The 22,009-nt window shown below is 67.9% G+C and carries 14 protein-coding genes; 7 read left to right on the forward strand and 7 right to left on the reverse strand.

Features of this window, described 5'->3' with window-relative positions; genetic code table 11:
• Window positions 1-143: 143 nt before the first annotated feature.
• Entirely contained in the window at window positions 144-365 is a 222-nt protein-coding gene (locus FHR82_RS43705) for a hypothetical protein (RefSeq protein WP_184816616.1), read from the reverse strand.
• A gap of 786 nt (window positions 366-1,151) precedes the next feature.
• Here FHR82_RS43705 and FHR82_RS43710 point away from each other — a divergent pair.
• The 4 genes from FHR82_RS43710 (at window position 1,152) to FHR82_RS43725 (ending at window position 6,380) form a co-directional block, all read left to right on the forward strand.
• Complete coding sequence (locus tag FHR82_RS43710) at window positions 1,152-2,336, forward strand: serine hydrolase domain-containing protein (RefSeq protein WP_221465064.1); 1,185 nt, start codon at window positions 1,152-1,154, stop codon at window positions 2,334-2,336.
• Between the two features lie 108 nt (window positions 2,337-2,444).
• Window positions 2,445-3,287, forward strand: a complete 843-nt coding sequence (locus FHR82_RS43715) for a MerR family transcriptional regulator (RefSeq protein ID WP_221465061.1) — start codon at window positions 2,445-2,447, stop codon at window positions 3,285-3,287.
• A 1,351-nt stretch (window positions 3,288-4,638) separates the two neighbouring features.
• Window positions 4,639-5,751 carry a cytochrome P450 gene (locus FHR82_RS43720; protein ID WP_184816617.1) on the forward strand — a complete coding sequence of 371 codons (1,113 nt, stop codon included), beginning with the start codon at window positions 4,639-4,641 and terminating at the stop codon, window positions 5,749-5,751.
• The gene (locus FHR82_RS43725) at window positions 5,748-6,380 is read left to right on the forward strand and encodes a nitroreductase family protein (protein WP_184816618.1); all 633 of its coding nucleotides are present in this window, start codon (window positions 5,748-5,750) and stop codon (window positions 6,378-6,380) included. The genes FHR82_RS43720 and FHR82_RS43725 overlap by 4 nt, the downstream gene beginning before the upstream one ends.
• 141 nt (window positions 6,381-6,521) lie before the next feature.
• On the opposite strand, the gene FHR82_RS43730 is transcribed toward FHR82_RS43725, so the two are convergent.
• Window positions 6,522-6,896, reverse strand: coding sequence for a peptidase inhibitor family I36 protein (locus FHR82_RS43730; protein WP_184816619.1), 375 nt, complete (start codon window positions 6,894-6,896; stop codon window positions 6,522-6,524).
• A gap of 227 nt (window positions 6,897-7,123) precedes the next feature.
• Here FHR82_RS43730 and FHR82_RS43735 point away from each other — a divergent pair, with 227 nt between their 5' ends.
• Both FHR82_RS43735 and FHR82_RS43740 read left to right on the forward strand, forming a co-directional pair.
• Window positions 7,124-7,564, forward strand: a complete 441-nt coding sequence (locus tag FHR82_RS43735) for a hypothetical protein (protein ID WP_184816620.1) — start codon at window positions 7,124-7,126, stop codon at window positions 7,562-7,564.
• A gap of 224 nt (window positions 7,565-7,788) precedes the next feature.
• Window positions 7,789-8,262, forward strand: coding sequence for a hypothetical protein (locus FHR82_RS43740; RefSeq protein WP_184816621.1), 474 nt, complete (start codon window positions 7,789-7,791; stop codon window positions 8,260-8,262).
• A 24-nt stretch (window positions 8,263-8,286) separates the two neighbouring features.
• On the opposite strand, the gene FHR82_RS48225 is transcribed toward FHR82_RS43740, so the two are convergent.
• The 5 genes from FHR82_RS48225 to FHR82_RS43765 all read right to left on the reverse strand — a co-directional run bounded on the left by FHR82_RS48225 (window position 8,287) and on the right by FHR82_RS43765 (window position 19,616).
• On the reverse strand, window positions 8,287-8,910 hold the full coding sequence (locus FHR82_RS48225; RefSeq protein ID WP_184816622.1) for a transposase family protein: 624 nt from the start codon (window positions 8,908-8,910) through the stop codon (window positions 8,287-8,289).
• Between the two features lie 85 nt (window positions 8,911-8,995).
• A complete protein-coding gene (locus FHR82_RS43750; RefSeq protein ID WP_184816623.1) occupies window positions 8,996-9,316 on the reverse strand; it encodes a helix-turn-helix domain-containing protein in 321 nt (106 codons plus the stop codon).
• 489 nt (window positions 9,317-9,805) lie between these two features.
• Window positions 9,806-9,988 carry a hypothetical protein gene (locus FHR82_RS43755; protein WP_184816624.1) on the reverse strand — a complete coding sequence of 61 codons (183 nt, stop codon included), beginning with the start codon at window positions 9,986-9,988 and terminating at the stop codon, window positions 9,806-9,808.
• Window positions 9,989-10,059: 71 nt separating this feature from the next.
• Window positions 10,060-10,452 (reverse strand): hypothetical protein, encoded by a 393-nt coding sequence (locus tag FHR82_RS43760; protein WP_184816625.1) that lies wholly within the window; start codon window positions 10,450-10,452, stop codon window positions 10,060-10,062.
• A gap of 41 nt (window positions 10,453-10,493) precedes the next feature.
• Window positions 10,494-19,616: a DNRLRE domain-containing protein gene (locus tag FHR82_RS43765; protein ID WP_184816626.1), complete on the reverse strand. Its 9,123-nt coding sequence runs from the start codon at window positions 19,614-19,616 to the stop codon at window positions 10,494-10,496.
• 399 nt (window positions 19,617-20,015) lie between these two features.
• Here FHR82_RS43765 and FHR82_RS43770 point away from each other — a divergent pair, with 399 nt between their 5' ends.
• Complete coding sequence (locus tag FHR82_RS43770; RefSeq protein ID WP_184816627.1) at window positions 20,016-21,932, forward strand: tachylectin-related carbohydrate-binding protein; 1,917 nt, start codon at window positions 20,016-20,018, stop codon at window positions 21,930-21,932.
• The last annotated feature ends 77 nt before the right edge of the window (window positions 21,933-22,009 follow it).

Genomic DNA, 22,009 nt, shown 5'->3' on the forward strand with positions numbered 1-22,009 from the left:
AGACTCCGGTCAAGCGAGTTGTACCGCGAGACCGAGGCGGAGTTCATCCTGCCACTGCGCGAGCGGGCGCAGACGCACTCACATGCCGACGAGCGGCAGTCGCGGTCGATCAAGACCGCTGCCGTTGTTCGCGCAGCCGATCGTCAACACCACCAGCGCGGTATTGACGTCCAGAAACCCTGGTCGAGCTGGCTCAGCTCGCCGTACCGACCACGCGGGCTGTTGCCGGACGCGTTCGGCGGGTCGGGTCCGCCACCCGCGGCGGTGGTGTGCATGACGTTCACCGTCACCGCGCCGCTGCAAACCTTGAGACCCTCCTGCTCGAACAACCGCCACATCGGTGAGCCGTCGCGGTATCCCCCCATGACGTGGGAGCATAACGGCACCAGGTGCCCCCGCCTCTGGGAGCGAAGCGTGGTGTGGCCGATCTTGTTGGCGCAGCCCTGATGCCCTCCTACACCCGATGTCCTTTTCCGCTTTGCAGTGATCACTTTGGTGGCTTGTTTCTGCGGTTTCCGTGGTAGTTGACCGCTCGTGTCGGTATCTCTTTCCGCGGTAGTTGAGTTCTTGGGCCGGTTCTCCGGGCGGGTCGTTGTTTGTTGTCGGGCTGGCCTGCTGATGAGCGAGCTGTCAATCTGCGACGGGTTCGCCGCCGGCGATCCAGATCATGCGAACCCCGTCAAGCGTGGTTGCGAGCTAGGTCATGGTTGAGGTTGACCTTGGGTCAGGGTGGATGGTCATCGCAGCGGCACGACGCCGACCCGAAACAACGGATTCGAAGGACCACCATCATGTCCATCACCTTTTCTGACCAGGACAAGAGCACCCTGCGGACTGCCGCGTACGGCGCTGTGTCGCTGATGGCCGCCGCCAGTTCGCCTCACAAGGCCGCCACGAACGGCTCCGTCATCGCCTTGACGTCGGCGACCGGCCTGGTGGGGCACGTGCTCGCCGCGAAGGCCAATGACATCGATCTGAAGGGCAAGACCGTCGCCGAACTCGCCGACCAGGTCCTGCCCGCCCTGACCACAGGCATGAACCTGCTCCGCAAGCAAGCTCCGGCCGAGGCCGACAACTTCCGCGGCACCATCGTCCTCGCCCTCGAAGCCGCCCAGGCCCACCAGAGCAACCCCAATCCGACCATGGCCGAGATGGCCCGCAAGATCACTGCGGCCCTCGACGCCGCCGGGATGGCCGGTGTGGGCAGTGGGGCTGGTGCCGGGCCGGATCGCCCGGAGTTGCGGAAGGCGATCCAGGAGATCGTCGATTCCGGATTCGTCGGGGTGTCGCTGCGGGTGAACGATGAGCGGGGCGAGTGGGTCGGCAGCGCCGGGGTGGCCAAGCTGGGCGGGACCGCGAAGCCGCCGGTCAACGGGTACGTCCGGATCGGCAGCTCCAGCAAGACCTTCATCGCGACCCTGGTGCTGCAGCTGGTGGCCGAGGGCAAGATCGGGCTGGACACTCCGGTGGCGGGTTACCTGCCGGAGTTCGGGCTGGACGAGCGGATCACGGTGCGGATGCTGTTGCAGCACACCAGCGGGGTGTTCAATTTCAGCGGCGAGGTCTACGACGACGGTACGGTCGTGCTGGGGATCCCCATCCCCTACGGCAGCACCGGCAAAGAGTGGGTGGACAACCGGTTCCGTACCTACCGGCCCGAGGAGCTGGTGCGGCTGGCGTTGTCCAAGCCGGCGCGGTTCGAGCCGGGGGCGGGCTGGAGCTACTCCAACACCAACTACCTGCTGGCCCGGTTGCTGATCGAGAAGGTCACCGGCCGCTCGTTCGCCGAGGAGTTGCAGCGGCTGATCCTGGGGCCGCTCGGGATGTCGGGCACCGTGGCACCGGGCACGTCGACGGAGATCCCCGAGCCGCATGCCCACGCCTACTACCGGTACGAGGACGCCGGCCAGGACAAGACGGTCGACGTCACTCGCCAGAACCCGTCCTGGAGCGCCGCCGGCGGTGACATGATCTCGACCACCCAGGACCTGCACACCTTCTTCTCCGCGTTGAACGCCGGCAAGGTCCTGCGGGCCGGGCTGCTGACCGAGATGCGCACACCGCACCCGACGGGTATACCGAACATGGCTTACGGCCTGGGGGTGTTCGTACAGGACACCGACCACGGCACCGTCATCGCCCACAACGGCGGCACGGTGGGATCGGCGGCGCTGATGTGCAGCACGCCCGATGGCAGCACGACCCTGACCGCTGGGCTGACCTGTGTGGACGATGCCGACATGTCCATCGCAGCAGCATTCCAGAACGCCCAGCAAAGGCTGGTCAACGAGGTGTTCTGTGGCGGACCGTCCGATCCGGTTCAGCCGACGGACTGAACACCTGTGATCCGTACGCCTCGAAGGCCGACCCCTTCCGGTCGTGCATCAGCGAGAACGCGAACCGGGGCCACGCCGAGCGCAACGAGCTCGGCGTGGCCTGTCCACATGCTCGGCCGTGGGTGTGCGTCGTCGCCGAGCTTGAGCACAAGGCAGGCTGAGCAGGTGAAGAACGGAATCACGATCGGGCAGGCGGCGACATTCGTCGGCGTCACGGTGAAGACCGTTCGGCACTACCACAAGCTCGGCCTGGTCAAGGAGCCGGAACGCGACAGCTCCGGTTACCGGCGGTACGGATCGGCCGAGTTGTTGCGGCTGGTGCGGGTCCGGACGCTGGCCGCCGCCGGGGTGCCGCTGGCCGAGGTCGGGCCCTTGCTCGACGCCGACCCCGCGGGGTTCGACGCCGCGCTGGCCGGCGTCGAGCGGCAGCTCACCGAACGGATCGAGGAGTTGATCGCGCGGCGTGACATGCTGCACCGGCTCGCCGATGGGGACCGTGCTCTGCTGCCCGACCGCGCTGTGGCGCTGCTGGAGCGGATGCTCGGCCTTGGCTTCCCCGCCGACGAGGTGGCGGCCGCCAGGGAGGGCTGGGTGCTGGCCAATGCCCTGGTCCCAGAAGGCTTCGACGACTACCTCACCCAGGTCGAGTACGCCCTCGATGACCCCCGGTACGTCGCCCTGATCAAGCGCGGCGCCGAAGCCGCGGCCTGGGAACCCGACGACCCACGCATCGACGAGCTCGCCACCGCCATGGCCGACCACTTCCTCGCCAACCCCGCACACCTGAAGATCGTGACCGGCCTGCAAGCCCGCACCGAAGCCGCGACCCGCTACAGGCTGATCGCCCACCATGGCGAAGAGCAGGGATCGACCGCGGCCGGGGCACTCGCGCTCGTCGAGACCAAGCTCCGCGCAGCCGGCATCCATATCCCCAGACCAGACTCCCACTGACCGCGCCGTGCTCCGGTCGTCCGGCCCGGTTACGGAACAAACGAGCAGCCCCCTGGCGAACCGACCGGGAGCTCTTTCCGCGGTATCTGATCAAAGAACGGACAACTGTCATCTACCGGCGGAACATGTCATTCTTGCGCGGAAACTACACGCGCGTGTAGGTTCTCAAGATCGCTTGCGCGTCTGCGTGCGCTGAACTCCATGATCGCCGGGTTTCTCATTCATCTTGCGCCAACTGAGTCTCATCGGTTCTGCGCTTTCTTCGGGTCCGTGGCCATCAAGCTCTTGTCCGGCAGCTTGGCGGCCTGTTACGTAAGGCTGTCGTGAGGCCCGACGGCGCGGCAAGGCAACAGCGCAGACCCGGCCATCGAAGGATCGCGACCACAAGCTCTAAAATCGGCTATCCAAGGGAAGTCCTCCTGGTTAGTCGGTGAGGTCTTCCTTTCCGCTCACCAGAACAGCCTCATCACGTACCATGTTCCACAGTTGTCGTTCGTCAATAACCTTTCGGTCTGCTGTCTCGGTCCACCCACCATCGGGCATCTCTTGGGCTGTAAGGTATCCCTTGGGAAGACCGCGTTCCCAAAGTCTGGCCAGGACAGCCCGCTCGATGAGCCATGCCTGTTCTCCCGTTGCACAGGGCAGGGTCTTGACCGTCTTCCAACCTGTACGTCGGTACGCTCCAAGCTGTCCGCTTCGCATGCTCATGTTGGTGAACCGCGCGAGCCGCACCAAACCTCGTCGTCCGGTTTTACTACGCAGGGGACGGAGGGACCGGCTGCAGTGACAGCACCACGCCCAGGGCGGCACGTCCTGCGTTAGATATGCATAGCCCCCGGCGCCTTCGCCGCTCATACACTCCGACTCCTCGTTACCTGCAACGTCCGCACATTCCGATGAGTGAGTGATAGATCATCCCGTGCGAAGTAGCCGAAACCGTGAAGCGATTGTCCTCTGCGCCCCCAGTTGGCTACCACGGGTCAGCGATGGTTCCGTCGGGTTCGAGGCCGTACTTTTCCATCCTGGTTGCTTCTTCCCCGAGCCAGTAGTTGCCGACACTGTGGGCGAAGACGCGGTCTCGGAGGCAGGCGCGGCGGAGCCACAGCAATCCCTCCGCGTCGCGGCCTGTGTCGCGGAGGGCGGCACACCTCGGGTTGGCCGCCTCGCCGCAGACGTACTCCTACCCCGGTGCTCCCCGGCCGCGTGCCGTGCCCGAGATGCCCGAGATCCCCGGCCGGCTGATACACGCACGTGACGGCGCCGGCAAACACCTCGACGACTCGGGAGAGATCGGCCGACTGCGTGGGGTCACGGGATCACGTGGATCGGCACCTCCACGAAGTCGGCGCTGGTGCTGCGCGTCGCCGACGGCCGGGACGCCCGCCTGGTGACCCGGTACGCCGACGTCCGGCTCGTCCTGTCCGATCGCAGGTTCAGCCGGTCCTCCTACACCGCGGGCACGTTGTTCGCCCGGTCGACCGACTCGCTGCCGCTGGCCACGACCGACGCGCCGGAGCACAGCAGGCGCCGCGCCGCGGTCGCGCGGGCGTTCACCGCCCGCCGGGTCCGCGCGTTGCGCCCGGTGGTCGAGGAGCTGGCCCGGCACCACGCCTGCGAGCTGGCCGAGGGCCCGGCACCCGCGGACCTGGTGAGCGGGTTCGCCGTGCCGTTCGCCCAGCGGGTGATGTGCCGGATCCTCGGGGTGCCGGAGTCGGACATCGCGCGGTTCCGGCCACTGGTCGACCAGATGATGTCGATCGACCGGTACCCGGCGGAGACCGTCGCGCGGAGCCACGCGGAGTTCCAGGGCTACTTCGCCGGGCTGGTCGAGGAGACCCGCGCCGCGCTCGACGCGGGCGACCGGCCGGACGGGCTCATCGCGGACCTCCTCGCGCCGGACAACCCCGCACGGCGGCTGCGGGACGCGGAGGTGGTGGCGCTGTCGGCCGGGCTGCTGATCGCAGGTTACGAGACCACGAGCAATGTGCTGGTCGCGTCCGTCTACCACCTCCTCGACCGGCCCGGCCTGCTCGCCGAGGTGCGCGCCGAACCGGACCGGCTCGCCCCGGTCATCGAGGAGCTGCTGCGGTTCCAGACCCTCAACGGCACCGGCGGGGTGCCGCACGTGGCGATCGCCGATGTCGAGCTGTCCGATGTGGTCGTGCCCGCCGGCTCGGTGGTGGTGCCGATCCCGGACGCGGCCAACCGCGACCCGGACGTGTTCGCCGAGCCGGACGAGCTGCGCCCGTACCGGGAGGACAACCAGCACGTCGGCTTCGGTTTCGGGCCGCACCACTGCCTCGGCGCGGAGCTGGCGCGCCTGGAGCTGCGGGTGGGCATCGGCGAGCTGCTGGCGACGCTGCCCGGCCTGCGGGTCGCGGTGGCGCCCGGCGAACTGCGGTGGCGCACCGACATGTTCGTCCGCGGCCTGTGGGAGCTTCCGGTCACCTGGCGGCGGTCATGACCGAACTCGCCGTGCCGACCGCGTTGTCCGGCGACGAGCTGTTGACCACCACCCGCGCGGTGCGCAGGCGGCTCGACCTCCGGCGTCCGGTGCCGCTCGCCGAGGTCGTCGACTGCCTGCGGATCGCCCAGCAGGCGCCGAACGGGGTTGGCCAACACCAGCAGCACTGGGTCGTCGTCCGCGATCCGGCGGTGCGGGCGGAGCTGGCCGGGCTGTACCGCAAGTCGTGCGCGCGGTACGAGGTCCGGGTCGGCGACGGGCCCGGCGCGATGTCGCGCCGGTCGGCCGAGGGCGCGAGTCATCTCGCGGAGCACTTCGACGAGGTCCCGGTGCTGGTGCTGGCCTGTCTGGACACCGGCGGCCCGCTGCCGACGGGCAACCAGGCGTCGCTGTGGGCCACGCTGCTGCCGTCGGTGTGGAGCTACATGCTCGCCGCGCGGAGCCGGGGGATCGGCACGGTGTGGACCACCCGGCACCTGAGCTACGCGGCCGAGGTCGCGGAGCTGCTCGACATCCCGTCCGGTGTGCACCAGGCCGCGCTGGTGCCGACCGCGTACTACCGGGGAACGACGTTCCGCCCGGCGCCGCGCCCACCGCTCGAGACGAGCCTGCACGTCGACCGGTGGTGATCGTGCCGTTGAAGGAGCCTCCACGGCGTGAACAGTCGTCCGATGAGCGGCTCGTCACGTGCCGGTCCAGGTCATCGACGAACACGACGAGCGATCGGTTCTCGGTGGCGACGAGTTCCAGGACCCGTCGTATGGAAAGGCTCAGTAGTCGTGAAGGGACGTGACCCGGTTGACCCACGCGGAGCCGAAGTTCCTGCCGCCTACGTACGGTTCCGAGTGCCGGATCGCGCCGTCGTAACCGCGCAGGTCCCAGAAATCCCAGTGGTGCCCGCTATTGTTGTAGAAGCTCTTGGTGTTGTTGTTCATCCCGGTAGGACCGTTGCTGTCGCCCAGGTCGGCGTCGCCCACAGCGAAGGCTGCCATGACGCCGCTTCCGTTGTAGCCCGTGAAGATACACATTCTGTTTTGCGGGCAACGATCGTATCCCGTTGCCGCGTAGGCGGGCACGGTCGCGGCGCCGGCCAGGGCCGTCGCCAACGCCGTGGCGGCGAGGACCTTACTCAGTCGCATGCTCATCCTCTCAACTGGACATAATGACGCCCGCCGTCAACACAGGCCCCTGCCGCCCGAAGGTCTCTGGAGTCAAAGTCAACGTACATCACGGATGCGTAATCCTATTAGTCCGGCCGGGTGACATGCCTACCAGTTCAGTCCACCCTCAGTCGCAATTCACTGATGACCGCCGTGTGTCGTAGGCTTTGGAAGCCGTGGGTAAGCGGCTGGTCATGGCTGAAGGGTGATCGATGAAGAAGCGACTGTTCACATTGATGAGTGCGGTAGTCGTCGGTGTCCTCGGACTGCTCGTCCCCGCCTCGCCCGCCGCGGCTGAGGACTGCGGAGGGAACCTCATCTATCGCGAGCGTGCATGGGCCGGCGGTGTCGCTGTCGGAGAGCTCGTCGTCTATTACAACGCCGCCAACGGGAACAACTGCGCCAGGTTCAACCACCTCGGGCCGAGCTGGGGCGTGACGCGGTCGACCAATGTGACCATCTACAAGTGCAGCACGAACAACCCCGGCGCTTCGGGATGCTCGCCGGTGGCTCAGGATTCCGACCCGGGTAACTTCGCCCACTACGCCGGGCCGGTCAGGGTGCACGCGCCGAACAACTGCGTCATGGCACAGGGCTACATCTTCTGGAACGGCAGTAACCGCCAGGCATGGTCACCTCTCATCGGCTGCTGAGCAGGAGTGACCGTGACGTCCTGTGCATCCAGGCTGAACCGATGCCCTCGGCATGGGTCGAGCTACAAAGCCGGTCCTCGTGATCGTCCACATCGACCTTCCCGCAGCCCCGGTTGAAGCGAGCAAGCTGGCAGCGACAGCGCGAATGATGATCTTTTTCATGATCATGTGCGTCGCCCGATACAGTGACGCCGCCCCGAACAACAGACACTGGAGTAACCTTCATGACTCTCATGCACCGCCGCTACCGACTCGCCGCTGTCTTGTTCGCCGCGACCATGCTGATCGGCGTCAGTGGCGTGGTGGCGGCGTCGCCCGCGTCCGCCGAGACCGCAGGCACGTGCAGCGGTTCGATTACCAAGCGTAAGCCGCTGGTGGTCGGCGGCACCGAGATCGCCGAGATCATCGTCTATTACAAGTCGGGCCTTGGCGGAAACAATACCGCGTGCATGTATCACCGCGGTCCGACCTACGGCGTCACCACCGACTCCATGGTGCAGCTGGGCGAGTGCTATGCCAACGACTGCACCTACGCCTTCGACGGCGGTCAGTTCATGAGGGATTCCGGCCACTACGCCAAGTTCGCCGGCCCCGTGCGGCGCACGAGCACCGACGGCAACTGCGTGGTAGCCGAAGCCCGCATCACCTGGCGTGGTCAGACCCACATCTGGAGCACCGGCCGGGTCGGCTGTCCCTGAGTTCGCCCCCGAAGGCGCACGCTTTCACGCCCGGCATGTCGCGGAACTGACGATCGGCGGATTCACTGCGGCCGGCGAAGCGGTGACGAGCTCGAGAATCGGGGTCCACAGGACGGAGGCAGCAACAGCGCCACCGTCGTGTCCATAACCCGGTTGGAGAGTGGCCCGGCGATGGCGCGGATGGTGTCGTCGGGAATCGGGCGGCGGTCGTGGTGGTGGGTGAGGGTGCGCCAGTTCTCGAGGCGGCGATGGTGTGCTCGACCCGGGCTCGTCGGTGTGCGTGGGCTTTGCGTTGCGCGTCGCGGAGTTCGGTGATGCCGGGCATGTTCTCGAGGCGTTCTTGTGGTGTTTCGGCGTCGGTGTGACGACCTGGCCGAAGGTGTGCCGCCCGAGTCCTTGATAGCCGGCGTTGGTGAAGATCTCGACACCGGTGGTGTGGTTGAGCCAGTCGACGATGCCGGCCTGTCGGGCTTGGGTGATGTCGGCGGTACTGCCCGGACAACTGGCGCCGCCGAACAAGACCCGTCCGCGAGCGTCGCTGATGATCAGGGCTTCCACCGCGTGCTGGCGGGACTTCCCGGAGATGAACCGCTTCCGTCCCTCACGTTTGCGGACGGAGTCTCGGACGCGGATCTCGGTGGCGTCCATCTGGAATCGCAGCTGGTCGTTCGAAACGCCCTCGACGTGGAGATCCTCACGCAGTAGCCCCGAGCCGAGACGGTCAGGACGCAGGTCACGCGGTCGATCGTCTCGGCCGTTCGTCCCGGAGAGCGGCGGATCGATGACCCCTGAACGAGCCGCGGTAGGCGGTCGGTGTCGAGCCGAGTTCGGTGCGGAAGTGCGCCCTGAGTCGCTCGCCGGTGCCGAAAGCGGTTCGGCGCGCCACGGTGTCGACCGGCAGGTCGATGGTCTCCAGCAGTTCCTGAGCCCGCCGCAGCCGCTGGTCCAGCAGGTACCGCATCGGGCTGGAACCGGTCAGCGCGTGGATCCGCCTGCGGAGCGTGCGCTCGCTGACGATTTGAACCTGCGACCCCTTGACCTTATTCGGGTCCATCCTGACCTGCGGCGACCTACGCTCCTCCCCTGCTGACCTGCAAGAACGTGCCCATCGTCTGCTGTTCGCCGTCATCGTCTACCGACGTCATTCTGGGAAATTCTGGGTTGGAGAATCCTGTGTAGACATTCGTTTACGCAGGTCAAGCCCTTACTGAGACGTTACTGCCCGAGTGTCACCATGCGGGAACCAGCGCCTGAGATAGGTATGCCGCCAGCCTCCCGACCATCCTGGTGTGATGGAACCCGGTCTCGCGACGTTCGATCACACCCCTCGCCACAGGCTCCCCTGCTCTCACCGGAGCGTCTTCGAGGATGCTCGGCGATAATGCCGCCCGATCACCAGTTGCGAATGCTCGTAGACGTAGTCCTCGAGCATGCTGACACCGAGCCACCAACACTCACACATGGGTCAGACCGACAGCGACGTCTCGCGGCGAACATCCGCTTCTGCCGCGAGTCGGTCGCTGACTGTGGCCAGGCCCTCTGTTCATCCGGCTTGCTTGAGCACCGTGACGACCCCGGCGACCACGTCGAGGGTCATCGCGCCGTCGCCGTGTAGCCACGCAACGGCGGTGCTGTGGCCGCGGGGATGTTCTGCTCCGGAAGCTTCGTCGCCCAGGCGGTAGCGCTCAGGCGGCTCAGCCGAGAACCGGCGGGTCTGCTCGCGCACGTCCCCCTCGAGTACCTGCCCTACATGCTTGTCCAACTCGCCGACGCCGCTTATCGGGCATGTCGCCGAAGCTAAAGGGCCTTCAACTGGGCCCCGATCTCGACGACATCCGTGGAGTCACCCCAGCCGTTCTCGGCACACCGACCGACGAATGCGCGGGCACAATCACGCAGTCCGCCCACCCACAGTCGCGTCAGGACGTTCTGCTGGAAACAGACCTGTCCGTTCCTGCGTCCCTGCACCGACATCATCTCGGTGTCCACCAGGTCCAGCCGCACGTCGAAAGGACCGTCGAAGAACGGGAAGTAGGTCGGCATGTCGGGATGACGTAGTGACCTCGTGGCCTTGATGGCCGCCGTCAGCACCGCCGCAGGCAGGTCATCCCAGGCCCCTCCCGGGAATGCCTCGGCTCCGGCCTCGATCCAGATGGCACCCCAGATGGCACCGGACTTCGCCATGTCCAACGAGGCCAGGTTACATCTGATCCTGAGTGCGGACTCCGCGTTCACTGCGGATACGCCGTTTCGATCGTCTTCGTCTTGATGTTCACCCACATCTCGATGGTCATCCCGTTCGCGTATCCCCGCATCTTGATCCTGTCACCTTGAGCGGGACCGACCCGCTGCGCGTTACGATATGCCTGACGCACAGTGTGCGCGATCGTGTCAGCCGACATGAAATCATAGAACTTGTCCTTGTGCCCACCGCTTCTCTGACTTTCTATGTATCCCTTCCCTTGAGCGGTGTGATTCTTGACGATGTGTTCGACATCGATATCGATGGCCTTCCAGGACGGCAGGTTCATCGCCTTACCCCCGCGCTGCGCCGCCTTCGCGGCCGCGGCGCCCCACCCCGCGAACGGCACGGTGGCCGCGCAGGACAACCCGGCGTTCAACGAGTCTCCATCCGCGGCGTACCAGCCACAGTTCAGGCCGTCTGCCCACTCGCCTGCCACCGGGAGGAGACCCAGCAAGTCGAGCAGCAGGTGCCCTGCGTCACCCGCATCGGGCGGAGGTTGGTACACGTAACCGGGAATCGGATCCAACTGGCTCAACCGGTAATCGTCGCCGCCGTTCTCGAACAGGTCCCACTGCCCGGGACTCAGTTCGATCCCTCGACGATCCAACTCTTCGAGGTCGATCATCGGACGACCGTCGCTGCCGATCCGCCCTGGGTAGCGGCCCTGTGAAGTTGGCCAATTGCACGCGTCGCAATAGTGAGGTTGTTCGATCTCAGACGGTGAGTACTGGGCGTTCTGCAGGAGTGGGCTGTCGCCGGTGAGCGAGTTCTCCAGGTCCCGGTAGCTCTCGTTGATGTCGTCGATCGGGTCCTGGTAGTCGCTTGCCGTCTTGGATGGGAGGTCCGGGGCTGGGGACACCGGGGCGGTGATCGAGCCGCCGTAGAGCGGGGCCAGCATCGCACCTGGGATGGGCAGCGGGTTGTTCAGTGCCGCTACTCGGTTGGCCTGGCGGGCCGCAATCGCCGGGTCCGGACGAGGTGCGTCGGCGCCGCCCCGGCCGCCGCCGCTCGGGCCGTTGAACGAGCCCGTCAGTGAGCCGCTCGCTCCCCCTGGGTTGTAGTCCAGGTTGGCGCTGCCCCCGTTGCACGAAGCAAAGGCCAGCACTCCTGTGCAGCAGTCGACGGCCAGGACTTCCGGTGGCAGTGAGCCACCACAGCTCGAGCCGCCCGGTAGGCCGCCCAGGCCGCTGCCTATCTGGCCGCCGGAGTCCGGCCAGACGCACACCGCGTTCTCCGGGTTACCGGGCAGGTCCTGGCATTCCTGCGGGTTGTGGCCGCTCGGGTCGCTGTAGTTCATCGGGGACGACGCGCCGTAGGAGTAGCGGTTCGCCATCGGGGACGGGGTGGTCGGGAGGGCGGCGCTGTCCCGGCTCGTGAAGCCACCCGAGGACGGGTCGTACCAGCGGGCCGTCATGTTGACCTGGTCGGTGTCCGGGTCCGTGTAGTCGCCCTGGTAGCCAATCGTGCGTTCCGTGCCGCCGGTGACCTTGCCCCACGGGTCGTACGCCGTGCTGTCCGACACCGTGCCGCCCGTGGCGAGGAGGCTCGCGATCACGTCACCGTGCTGGTCGGAGACGGTCAGGCTCGTGTCGGCGCCTGTCCGCGTGGACAGCAGTTCGCCCCACGGGCCTCGGCCGAAGGTCGTCGTGCCGTCGGTGGCCAGTTCGTTAGTCGCGCCGCTGTAGGCGAACTCCGCGCCGTTGCGGGTGGCGACCCGGTCCAGGGCGTCATAGGTATACGCCGCGGCGCCCTGCTGTGTGAGGCGGTCGAAGCCGTCGTAGGTGACCGGGGCGCCTGACTTCGACGACAGAGTGCCGCGCGGCGTGTAGGAATACGTGTCCGTGCCGTCGGACTGCAGACGGTTGCGCTGGTCGTACGTGGCGATCTTCGCACCCGCCGCCACACGATTGCTCGCCGCGTCCCAGCCGTACGTCGTCGTGGTCGGTGAGCCGCCCGCGGGCTGGTGGGTCCAGCTCGTCAGGCGGTCCGCCCGGTCGTAGCCGTAGGTGTTCACACCCGCGTCGGCCAGGCCGGTCGTCTCCTTGCGGGTGAGGCGGTCGTTCAGGTCGTAGCCGTACTCCAGACTCGCGCCCGCCAGGCTGTCCGTGACCGGACGCGCCAGGTCGTCGTAGGTGAACTCACGCAGGCGACCGCCGCCATAGTCCACCGTGGACAGCAGACCGCTGTCGTTGTAGTTGAGCACCTGGGTGACGCCCGTGATGCCGTGCTGCATCGTGGTCAGGCGGCCGGTTGTGTAGCCGAAGTTCGCGGTGCCGGACGCGTCGGTCCTGCTGACCACGTTGCCGTCGGCGTTGTACGTGTAATTGGTGTCGCCGGACGGGCCGCCCGTCGACAGGAGCGCGTCCCGGTCGTTGTACGTGAACCGGTTCTCCCCCGAGGAGGAGGACGCGCTGATCACGCGGCCCAGCGCGTCGTGGTCGTACGAGTTTGCCGGGGTGTTCGTGGCGGTCTCGCCGGTCAGACTGCCGAGCAGGTCGTAGGTGCTCGTGCGGTCGACATTGCCAGGAAGGTCCGTGCCGACCGGGTTCGCCGCGGCGTCGTAGGCGACCGTCCAGGTGCGGTCTGCCGGGTTCGGGTGAGCCGTTGTGGACGGTTCGATCACCGACTCCGGCAGGCCCCATTCGTTGACGGTGTACTCGGTGGTGTTGCCGCGGCCGTCGGTGTAGCGGGTTTGGTTGCCCGCGGCGTCGTAGCCGAACGTCGTCGTGATCGACTCCGTCGCCGAGACCGGTTCCACCTGCTCCCGCAGGCGGCCCAGCGCGTCGGACGTGTACCGGCTGACCTGACCCAGCGGGTTGGTGACCGATGCCAGGTTGCCCGCCCGGTCGTGCGCGAACTTCGACTTGCGCAGCGGGACACCGGCCGGGGTCAGGTCCAGTACCTGGGTCGGGCGGCCAGCGAGGTCGTAGTGCGTGCGCTGCTTGCGGCCCGCCTCGTCGGTGGTCGTCGCCTGGCGGCCGGACCTGTCGTAGCCCAGCGCGGTCGTAACGCCGGACGGGTCCGTCGCGGAGATCAGCTGGTTCAGTGTGTCGTAGGTGTACGAGCCGGTGGCACCGGACGGGGCCTTGACGCTGAGCAGGTTCGACGCGTCGTCGTAGGTGAACTCGCTCGTGTACGTGCCCGGTGCCGGGTACCGCTCCAGCTCACTGGTGGTCTGCAGGCGGCCGAGGTCGTCGTAGGTGTACTCGTTGCGGGCACCCATCGGGTTGGTCGCGGAGAGCAGCTCTCCTGTGCGGGTGTAGCTGTACTGCCACGTGCCGCCAGACTCACCCGCCTGGTCGGCGTGCGGGTCGGTCTGGGTGGTCAGGCGGCCCAGTTGGTCGTACCCGTACCGGGTCACGGCGCCGCGCGGGTTCGTCGAGGTCGTGACCCGGCTCATGGCGTCGTAGGTGGTCGAGGACGTTGCGGTGATGGGGTTGCCGCCCGGCGGCGTGTACTCGGGTGACGTGGTCGAGACGAGCCTGCTCAGCTTGTCGTAGCCGTACCGCCACGTCTCGCCGTTCGCGTCCGTCACGTGAGTGGTTGCGCCGAACGTGTCGTAGCCGGTGGCCGTGGCGGGCCGGGTCGGGCCGCCGGGTTCGGTCTCGACCTCTGGTGCCGTCGCCGTCACCAGGCGGCCCAGGGCGTCGTACCGGTAGTCGGTCGTCGCGCCCGTCGGGTCTGTTGTGGACGTGACAAGGCCGCGCTGGTCGTGGCCGTAGGTGGTGGTGAGGTCCTCGGTTCCGGTGTGGACGGTCTCACTCGTCTGCCTGCCGGCGGTGTCGTAGCCGAAGTCCACTACTTCCGCGGTGACGTCGTCGAACTCGCCGGTGTTGGATTCGCGGCCGGTCATGCGGACCTGAGTGACGTTGCCGTTCAGGTCGTATGTCCACCCGGTGCGGCGGGCGAGGCCGTCCGGGTCGGCGGTCATGGCGCTGCGGCGCCCCACAGCATCGGTCTCGTATGTGGTCTTGCGGCCACCGGCGGTGATCTGGCTCTTGAGGTTGCCCGCGTCGTCGTAGTCGTTCGTCGCGAGGACGAGGTTGCGGGAGGTGGCGATGGTGTCCTTGAGGAGACCGTCGTCGTGGTACCGGTAGGCGGTGGTCCGGCCCATGGCGTCGGTGCTGCTGGTCAGCTCGCCGTTCAGTGCGTAGGCGTAGGAGGCGAGGACCAGGTAGTCCTTCGGGCCCGGCTGCGCACCGCCCGGGTCGCCGGTCCAGCCGCGCAGCCGCACTTCGGCGAGCTTGTTGCGCCGGGTGTAGGTGTAGTCGTACTGGACACCGCTCGCGTCGACCATCCGGGTGGTGTTTCCGAACGCGTCGTAGCCGAAGCTGGTCTCGTTGCCCTCGGCGTCGGTCATCCGCACGACGCGGTTGTGGCTGTCGTACAACAGGGTCGCGACGCGGGTCGGGTCGTCACCCTCGATGTCGTCGGCCTTTGCCTCGGTCGGGTTGCCGTCGGCGTCGTAGGTGGTCGTGATGCGCAGGCGGTGGGATTCGCCGGTGACCTCGTTCGTGACCGCGGGCGCGGTGGTGACGGTCGGGCGGGACAGCTTGTCGTAGGTGACCGTCGTGGTGACGCCGGCCGGGAAGCTGTCCGAGATCTCCGTGCTAGTGGTGCGGCGGCCGAGTTCGTCGTAGGTGAATCTGGTGACGAGGCCGGTCGCGGAGCGGATCTCGGCGAGGTCACCGGTGCGGAAGTACCCGTAGGTGGTGACCGCGCCACGCGGGTTCGTGGTCGTGTGCACCAGGCCGGCCGGGGTGTTGCCGCCGCCCACTGCCGGGGTGCTGTCGGTCGTGTAGGTGTGGCGGACGACCGCGCCGTCCGGTGTCGTCTGCGTCTCCAGATCGCCGCGAGTCGTGTACGTGTACGCGGTGCGGTACCGGTTGTCGATCGCGGAGCTGGACCGGGCGTCGCGAGTCGCGATCACCTTGTCCAGCCTCGGATCGGTGAGGTTGGAACCGACCGGGGTGTACTCGAAGTACGCGGTCTGGCACGAGGTTCCGGTCCGGCAGGTTCTGCGGGACGTGAGGTTGCCGCGGGCGTCGTGGGTCAGTGTCACCGACTTGCCGAGTTCGTCGGTGATGGTGTTCTGGAACCCGTTGGTGTCGTAGGTGAACGTACGCGCGCCCTGCATGTCGACGGGCGGGAACGACTCGTCACCGCCGCCGATCGGGATCTCGCAGAACGGCTCCTCCTCCGGCGGCGGGCACTCGTACGGTGGCGGGGTCGGAATCGATTCGACCGGCGGCGGCTCGTCCTCCGGGCGGGACTGGCCGATCGGCGCGAGGTAGCGCAGGATGCGGCCGCGCAGCGGGTCGTAGTCGTAGAAGTAGGCACGGTTGCCGGGGTCCGCGACCCGGACCGTGCGGATGATGTTGTCCCTGGTGCCGGTGACCATCGGAGCGCCGATGCTCCAGGTGCCGCCGTTGCGGTCGGTGTACTCGAGCAGCCGGTCGCGGCCGGTGTCGTACCGCATCTCCGCGGCCGTCTTGCCACTGGGCAGCACGGTCTTGCTCATCTGCGGCGCCCCGGCGCGCGCCCGGTGGTGCGACTGCACCGCGGTCAGCCCGAGCGGGTGCTGGTAGACCGCGACCTCGTCGATCACACCGGCGAACGAGCGGCGCTGCGCGGTCCCCCACCCCGGGAGGTGCGACGGGGTGATCGCGAACGCCGCGCCGACCTGGCTGTGGTTGTAGGCGCTGTGGTCGATCGCGCCCGCGCGGGTGCCGACGACCTGGCCGTCGAGGTACAACGTCTGGCTGTCGATGGTGCTCGAGAGCACCACGTGGTGCCACTGGTTGTCGTTGACCGTGCCCGTGGACACGAACTGGTTGACCGTCCCGGTCCAGAACTGCCCTCGCAGCTTGCCGTCGGTGTCCACATAGACCAGCGGAACCGCCGCGGTCGGGGTCACGCCGTCGGGCTGGTTCTGGATACCCAGGAGCGGACCGCCGGTCGACGTGCGGAACCACATCTCCACCGTCAGTTCACGGCTCTTGCGAACCGTCCCCTGCGGGAGAGTCATCGCTGATGTGGTGCCGTTGAAAGTCGCCGCGGTGTCGCTGTCGACGATGCCCGCCGCACCGAGGGCGACGTCGGAGTACGTGGCCTTGTCGGTGCCGAGGTTGATGCCGATCTGGCTCTGCGCCTCGGTTCCGGACGGGTCACCGAGGCGCCAGTACGAGTCGGGTTTCGCGTCGACGACCGTGCTGCGGTAGTGCGAGCCTGCGGTGTACTCGTAGGTGGTGCAGCCGTCGGTGGGGTCGCAGACCTGGGTGAGCCGGTCGCCGTCGTAGGTGTAGGTCCAGGTCAGCGGCGTCCCGTTCACCGGGTCGGTGCTGACGGTGCGGATGTGCGCACCGGACCAGGTGATCGTGAGCTTGCGGCCGCTGGTGCGGTTGGTGACGGTGCTGAGTTCGCCGTCGCTGCCGTAGGTGAACGCGACCGAGCGGCCCGCGTTGTCGTAGATCTCCGACGGGCGGCCATCGGCGCGGAACACGTACAGGGACGCGGACTTGTCGGTCAGCGTCCACCCGCCGCCCTCCGCTGCGGTGCGGGGCACGAGCGTCGCGTACCGGCCTGGCGGCGGCACGAGACGGCCGCCGGTGGGCTGGCCGCTCGCGTCGAGGTTGGCGCCGAACCGGGCCTGCTGTCCGTCGGGGTAGGTGACGACGACGTTGCCGGAGCCGTCGTGGTCCGGGGTGATCCGCATGTCGTACTGGCTGGACCAACCGGCGCCGAACGCGGAATCGGCACGTGGATCGAGGCTGTTGTAGGTGCGGACCACCGACAGCTTCGGGCCGATCGTGGACACGGTCGCGTCGACCGCGCTCGCGGTGTAGTTGCCGACCTGTGGGTCGAACTCGCCGGACCGGCCGCCGTAGGGCGCGTTGCCGAGGTGTGCGGTGATCTCCGGCTGCGGCACGGCGGTCAGCAACGCGCTGAAGGGCGTCGGCTCGTTCTCCGACGTGCCGTCCGAGGCGTACACGCGCCAGTGGTAGGTCTTGCTCCACTGCAACCGCCCGGCCGGCACCGTCCACGTGGGACTTGCCTGGCGGCCGGAGTCGAAGCAGTTGGTCTTGTTCTCGTCACAGACCTCGAACCGGTACTGCGGTGCGGACCCGGGCGGCGCGTCGATGTCGACGGCGCGCGCCCACAGGCTCGGTGTCAGCGACGGCGCGGAGTACCCGTTGGGTGGGTACAGCTCCTGCACGACCGGCGGGATGTCCACCACGGTGAGGATGAGGACGGCGGGGGCGATCTGTTCGTCGGTGAACACCGGGCCGCCGCGGCGCATCATGGTGAACTCGAGCCGGTAGGTGCCAGGTTGCAGCGGCTTGATGAACGCGTCGAGCGTGACCGAGGAGCCTCGTGGGACTGTCCCAGACAACGCGGCCGACTCGGACCAGCCGAGATACCCGCCGTTCCCGTTGAAGATCCGGTAGGCGAGGGCGTAGCCGGACGTCCACGGGTCCACGCCGCGGTTGGTGACCTTCAGCTTGACCTTGCCGCCCTGCAGCCGCGTCACCGGCGGGTCCGGGACCGGGTTGACGAACTCGTAGTCGGCGTTGAACGGCGTGTGGGTGATCGCGAGCCGAGGCGGGTTCGCGGTGCCGGCCTGGGCGAACTTCTTCCAGCCGTACACATCGGTCTCGGAGGCGCGGACAGTCAGGCCGTGGTTGTCCTGCTGTCCGTTCGCCCACCGCTGCACCAGATCACGGCCGGCATTGCCCAGCGGGATGGCCTCCGTCGCGGTCGGGCATCGCGACGTCGTCGTTCCACTCGCGATGAACCCATGCGCGAAGCTCTTGCCCGCGAGAGCGGCCTGCGTGAAGGTGGGTCCTGGGTAGGAGTGACCGGAGCCCGCAGTCCACTGCTGAGTCACCGCGTGGATGGTCACCGGGCGCGGGTTGCAGGACCAGGAGTGGTAGTTGGTCAGCGACAGCTGCGCACCGAAGATCTTGTGGCCCGCGAGGTCGTCCTCGACATCGGGGAAGGAAAGATAGCTCGCGGCGGTGTAGCTGCCGCCGGAGTCGGTGGCACGACCAACCTTGAGGTCGTCGGTGTTGCTGAAGTTGCTGCCGTCGCTGTTGCGCTGCACATACATGCTCGACGCGGCAGCACGCACCTCGACCGGCGGGTCGACCGTCACCGGGTACACGCGCCGTGGGTCCCGCAGCCACTTCTCGTCGAGAGTCATCCGGATCGCGTCGCCCACCAGTTCGTAGGTGACGCCGAAGGAGGTCGCGTACTCCCCCATGCGCTCGTCGTACGCGGAATCGAACATGAACCCGCGCGGAACGCGCGCCCGTTCGGTTCCCTTCTCGTCGCGGAAGACGATCGCACCCGCGACGATGGATGTCCGCAAGCCACCGGTCTTGAGCGGGAACAGCCATTCCCGGGGCGCGTCCGGGGACTTCAGCGCGATGGTCTCCTTGAGCCCGCGAGTGGTCACCTCGAGCCGCAGGTCCGCGTCCGAACGCACGTCCGGATAGGTGATGGCGCTGCCGTCGACCGTCCCCACCGACGTCGCCGCACCGTCCACACCGAACTCGAGCCGGTGCTTGCCGTCGAGGTCGAGCCGTGCCACCGGACCGGCCCCGGTCGCCTCGGCCGTCCAGACCCGGACGGAGTCCGCCGCGTTGCGCCAGTCCTCTCCGTCCGGCACGAGCCGGGTGTCGATGGGCCGCCAGGCGCCGTCGGCGCCCTTGAAGTTGAGCGGGTCCCGGCTGAACTCCGTCGTCTGCGTGCCGTCCGCGTTCTCGTAGGTGCGCTGCGACTCCTTGCGCAGCAAGGGCAGCTCACGACTGGTCGCGGCGTCGAACCCACGTACGGCGGGGTCCTGCGACTCACCGACGCGTGCGACGTTGCGCGCGTCGTCGGCCTCCTGCGCCTTGATGGGCGGGTACTTCGACTGGAGCGTCCGCGCGTCGGCGGGGTTGCCGCGGCCACCGCCGTCGTGCGGCAGCCCAGCGGCGTCGCCCCACTCCTGCGCGGGACCAGACCCGGGAGCCGCCGCCTGCTGTGTCGCGCTGGGCGTGTCGGGCCCGAGCGTGGTCGCGACGACCGCGAGCACCGTCAGCGCGACCAGGCCACGCCTGACCACCGGGACTTTTCCTGCAGCAGACAACGCCAGCACCCTGCCCCTCCAGAACGGATAAACCGCAAGCAACGGGTGCCCTCCCCGAAGAGCTCGCCGACGCTCAGGAATACCGGCCCATAAACGGCAGGGCAAGAAGAAACCCCCGTTCGGCCTAGCCGGTAAATGTTACACGAGAATATTGTGTGTTACCTCACAAATCGGACGCCTTGACGGCCGTCACCTGCACAAACAACACTGGCCGACGGCCCGCGCGGGGACGGGTGACCACCGACGACGCGGCTCGAGCAAGCTGGCACTGGGGTACCGGATCAATCGGCGCGGACGCGCCGAATTAGGCGTGCGGTAATTCCGGTCCGTTTCCCGAACACCGCGTTTCCGCATGGGGAACGGAAGGACACAGCCGTGCGACTGGCTCGCATTTCCACCCTTGTCGCCGTGTGCACGGTGGCCGCGTCTGTCGCGACCGTGCCGACCACCGCCGCAGCGGCGGAGAACTCCACCCTCAGCTGCACGTCGAGCGTGCCGATCTACCGGGCGACCGCGGGCGGCGCCTTGTACCGCTACCAGCACCTCGAGCCGGAGAACGGCACGCTGTCCTGGGCGGCGAACCCACCGCACATCGGCAACGACTGGCACAACGGCCGCGCCGTCGCGGCACCGGACGGCGTCTTCTACGCCCCGTGGAACACCGGCGAACTGCGCCGCTACCGCTGGATCAACAACGCGTGGGAGACATACCCGGGTGGGTCCCAGCACCAGGTGATCGACGCGACCGGCTGGGACAGGTACACGACCGCCGCCTACAAGAACCGCATCACCGCGGACACCGAGGGCCACCTCTACACGGTCGAGCCAGACGGCGCGCTGCACTGGCGGGCCTACGACTCGGCGACGGGTACGTGGCGCCACCGGGTCATCGCGGGCGGCTGGGACCAGTACAACCTGATCACCGCGGCCGGCCGTGGCGTGATCTACGCCCGCCTGTCGTCCAACGGCGACCTCCACCGCTACCGCTACCACGCGGCGTCCAACCGCTGGGTCGTCGTCCGGCAGGACATCGGCAAGCTCTGGAACCGGTTCGACCGGGTCTTCTCCGCGGGCGGGGACGTCCTCTACGCCGTCGAACCCGATGGCGAGATGTTCTGGTACCGCTGGAACGAGACCACCGAAACCTGGCAGGCGCAGACCGGTGTGCTCGTCGGCCGGGCGTGGATCGACTGGACCACCACCGCCCAGCCGGACGCGTGCCAGCGCGTAGGCACGAGCGTCCCGCAACGCCCCACCGTGGAGGCCCAGCCGAACGGCTCCGTCACGCTCCTCAACACGAGCGACGGTCACCTCCACTACGGCTACGTCGACCCGGAGGGGCGTGCGACCCACGCCGAGGCGGTCGACCTGTCGGGCAACACTTCGTTCGGCGCCCAGGTCGTACCCGGTCTGACGGGGGTCACCGCGACCACCGCCATGGGCGAGTACCAGGACGGCCGGGTTGTGCTCACCGCCAACGGCACCGACGCGGACGTGCGGGAGAGCGTGCGCGGCGCCGACGACGTCTGGAGCGCGCCCACGAACGAAGGCGGGTTCCTGGTCACCGCCCCGGCCGCGGCGCGGCTGCCGGGTAACATCGTGGCCGAGTTCAGCCTCGCCGCCGACTACGGCCTGTGGGTCCGCCGCCAGGCCGCGGCCAACGCTCCGCTCGGCGGGTGGCAACTCGCCGGCTCGACGCCACTCGCCCACGAGCGGCTCACGGCGGTGGCCACCAGCGCGGGCGTCCGGCTCATCGGCCTCGGCCGCGACGGCCGCTTCCACACCGCGACCTACGAGAACGGCACGCTCGGCACGTGGACGAACCTGGGTGGCAGCGGGTTCGCGGGCACCGCCTCCGCAGTGGCGATGCCGGGCGACACGGTGCAGGTGTTCGCGACCGACAGCACGGGCACCGTCCAGACCCAGCGCCAGACCACGGCCGGCTTCCCGGGCACGTGGACCGCTCTGCCCGGCGTCGCCGCGGTGGGCAGCCCGTCCGCTGTCATGTCCGTCGGCGGCATGCTGCAGGTCGTGACCAAGGGCCCGGGCGACTACATCTACTACAGCGGCCAGACGGCACCCGGCTCGACGACGTGGACCGCGTGGCAGACGATCACCACCAGCGACGTGACCTCCACCGACCCGACCGCGCTGACCGTGCCGACCGCGGGCACCTGGGTGGTCGCCTACCTCACCGACACGAACGAGCCGAAGCTCCGCCGGGCGCCGGCGTCGGTCGCGCGCAGCACCGGCACGGACTTCGTGGAGGTTCCGATCCACGTGATTCCGTGACCCCACGCAGTCGGCCGATCCCTCCCGAGTGATATTTTTCGTCCGGATCGGGGGATCTCGCAGCGACTGTATGAGGC

Origin of the sequence: Actinophytocola algeriensis (assembly GCF_014203735.1) — a bacterium.
Classification (GTDB): domain Bacteria; phylum Actinomycetota; class Actinomycetes; order Mycobacteriales; family Pseudonocardiaceae; genus Actinophytocola; species Actinophytocola algeriensis.

Excerpts from the sequence above, each read along its gene's own strand:
- FHR82_RS43705 (WP_184816616.1), bottom strand. The coding sequence starts at position 365 with ATGGGGGGATACCGCGACGGCTCACCGATGTGGCGGTTGTTCGAGCAG.
- FHR82_RS43710 (WP_221465064.1), top strand. The coding sequence starts at position 1,152 with ATGGCCCGCAAGATCACTGCGGCCCTCGACGCCGCCGGGATGGCCGGT.
- FHR82_RS43715 (WP_221465061.1), top strand. The coding sequence starts at position 2,445 with ATGCTCGGCCGTGGGTGTGCGTCGTCGCCGAGCTTGAGCACAAGGCAG.
- FHR82_RS43725 (WP_184816618.1), top strand. The coding sequence starts at position 5,748 with ATGACCGAACTCGCCGTGCCGACCGCGTTGTCCGGCGACGAGCTGTTG.
- FHR82_RS43730 (WP_184816619.1), bottom strand. The coding sequence starts at position 6,896 with ATGAGCATGCGACTGAGTAAGGTCCTCGCCGCCACGGCGTTGGCGACG.
- FHR82_RS43735 (WP_184816620.1), top strand. The coding sequence starts at position 7,124 with ATGAAGAAGCGACTGTTCACATTGATGAGTGCGGTAGTCGTCGGTGTC.
- FHR82_RS43740 (WP_184816621.1), top strand. The coding sequence starts at position 7,789 with ATGACTCTCATGCACCGCCGCTACCGACTCGCCGCTGTCTTGTTCGCC.
- FHR82_RS48225 (WP_184816622.1), bottom strand. The coding sequence starts at position 8,910 with ATGGACGCCACCGAGATCCGCGTCCGAGACTCCGTCCGCAAACGTGAG.
- FHR82_RS43750 (WP_184816623.1), bottom strand. The coding sequence starts at position 9,316 with ATGGACCCGAATAAGGTCAAGGGGTCGCAGGTTCAAATCGTCAGCGAG.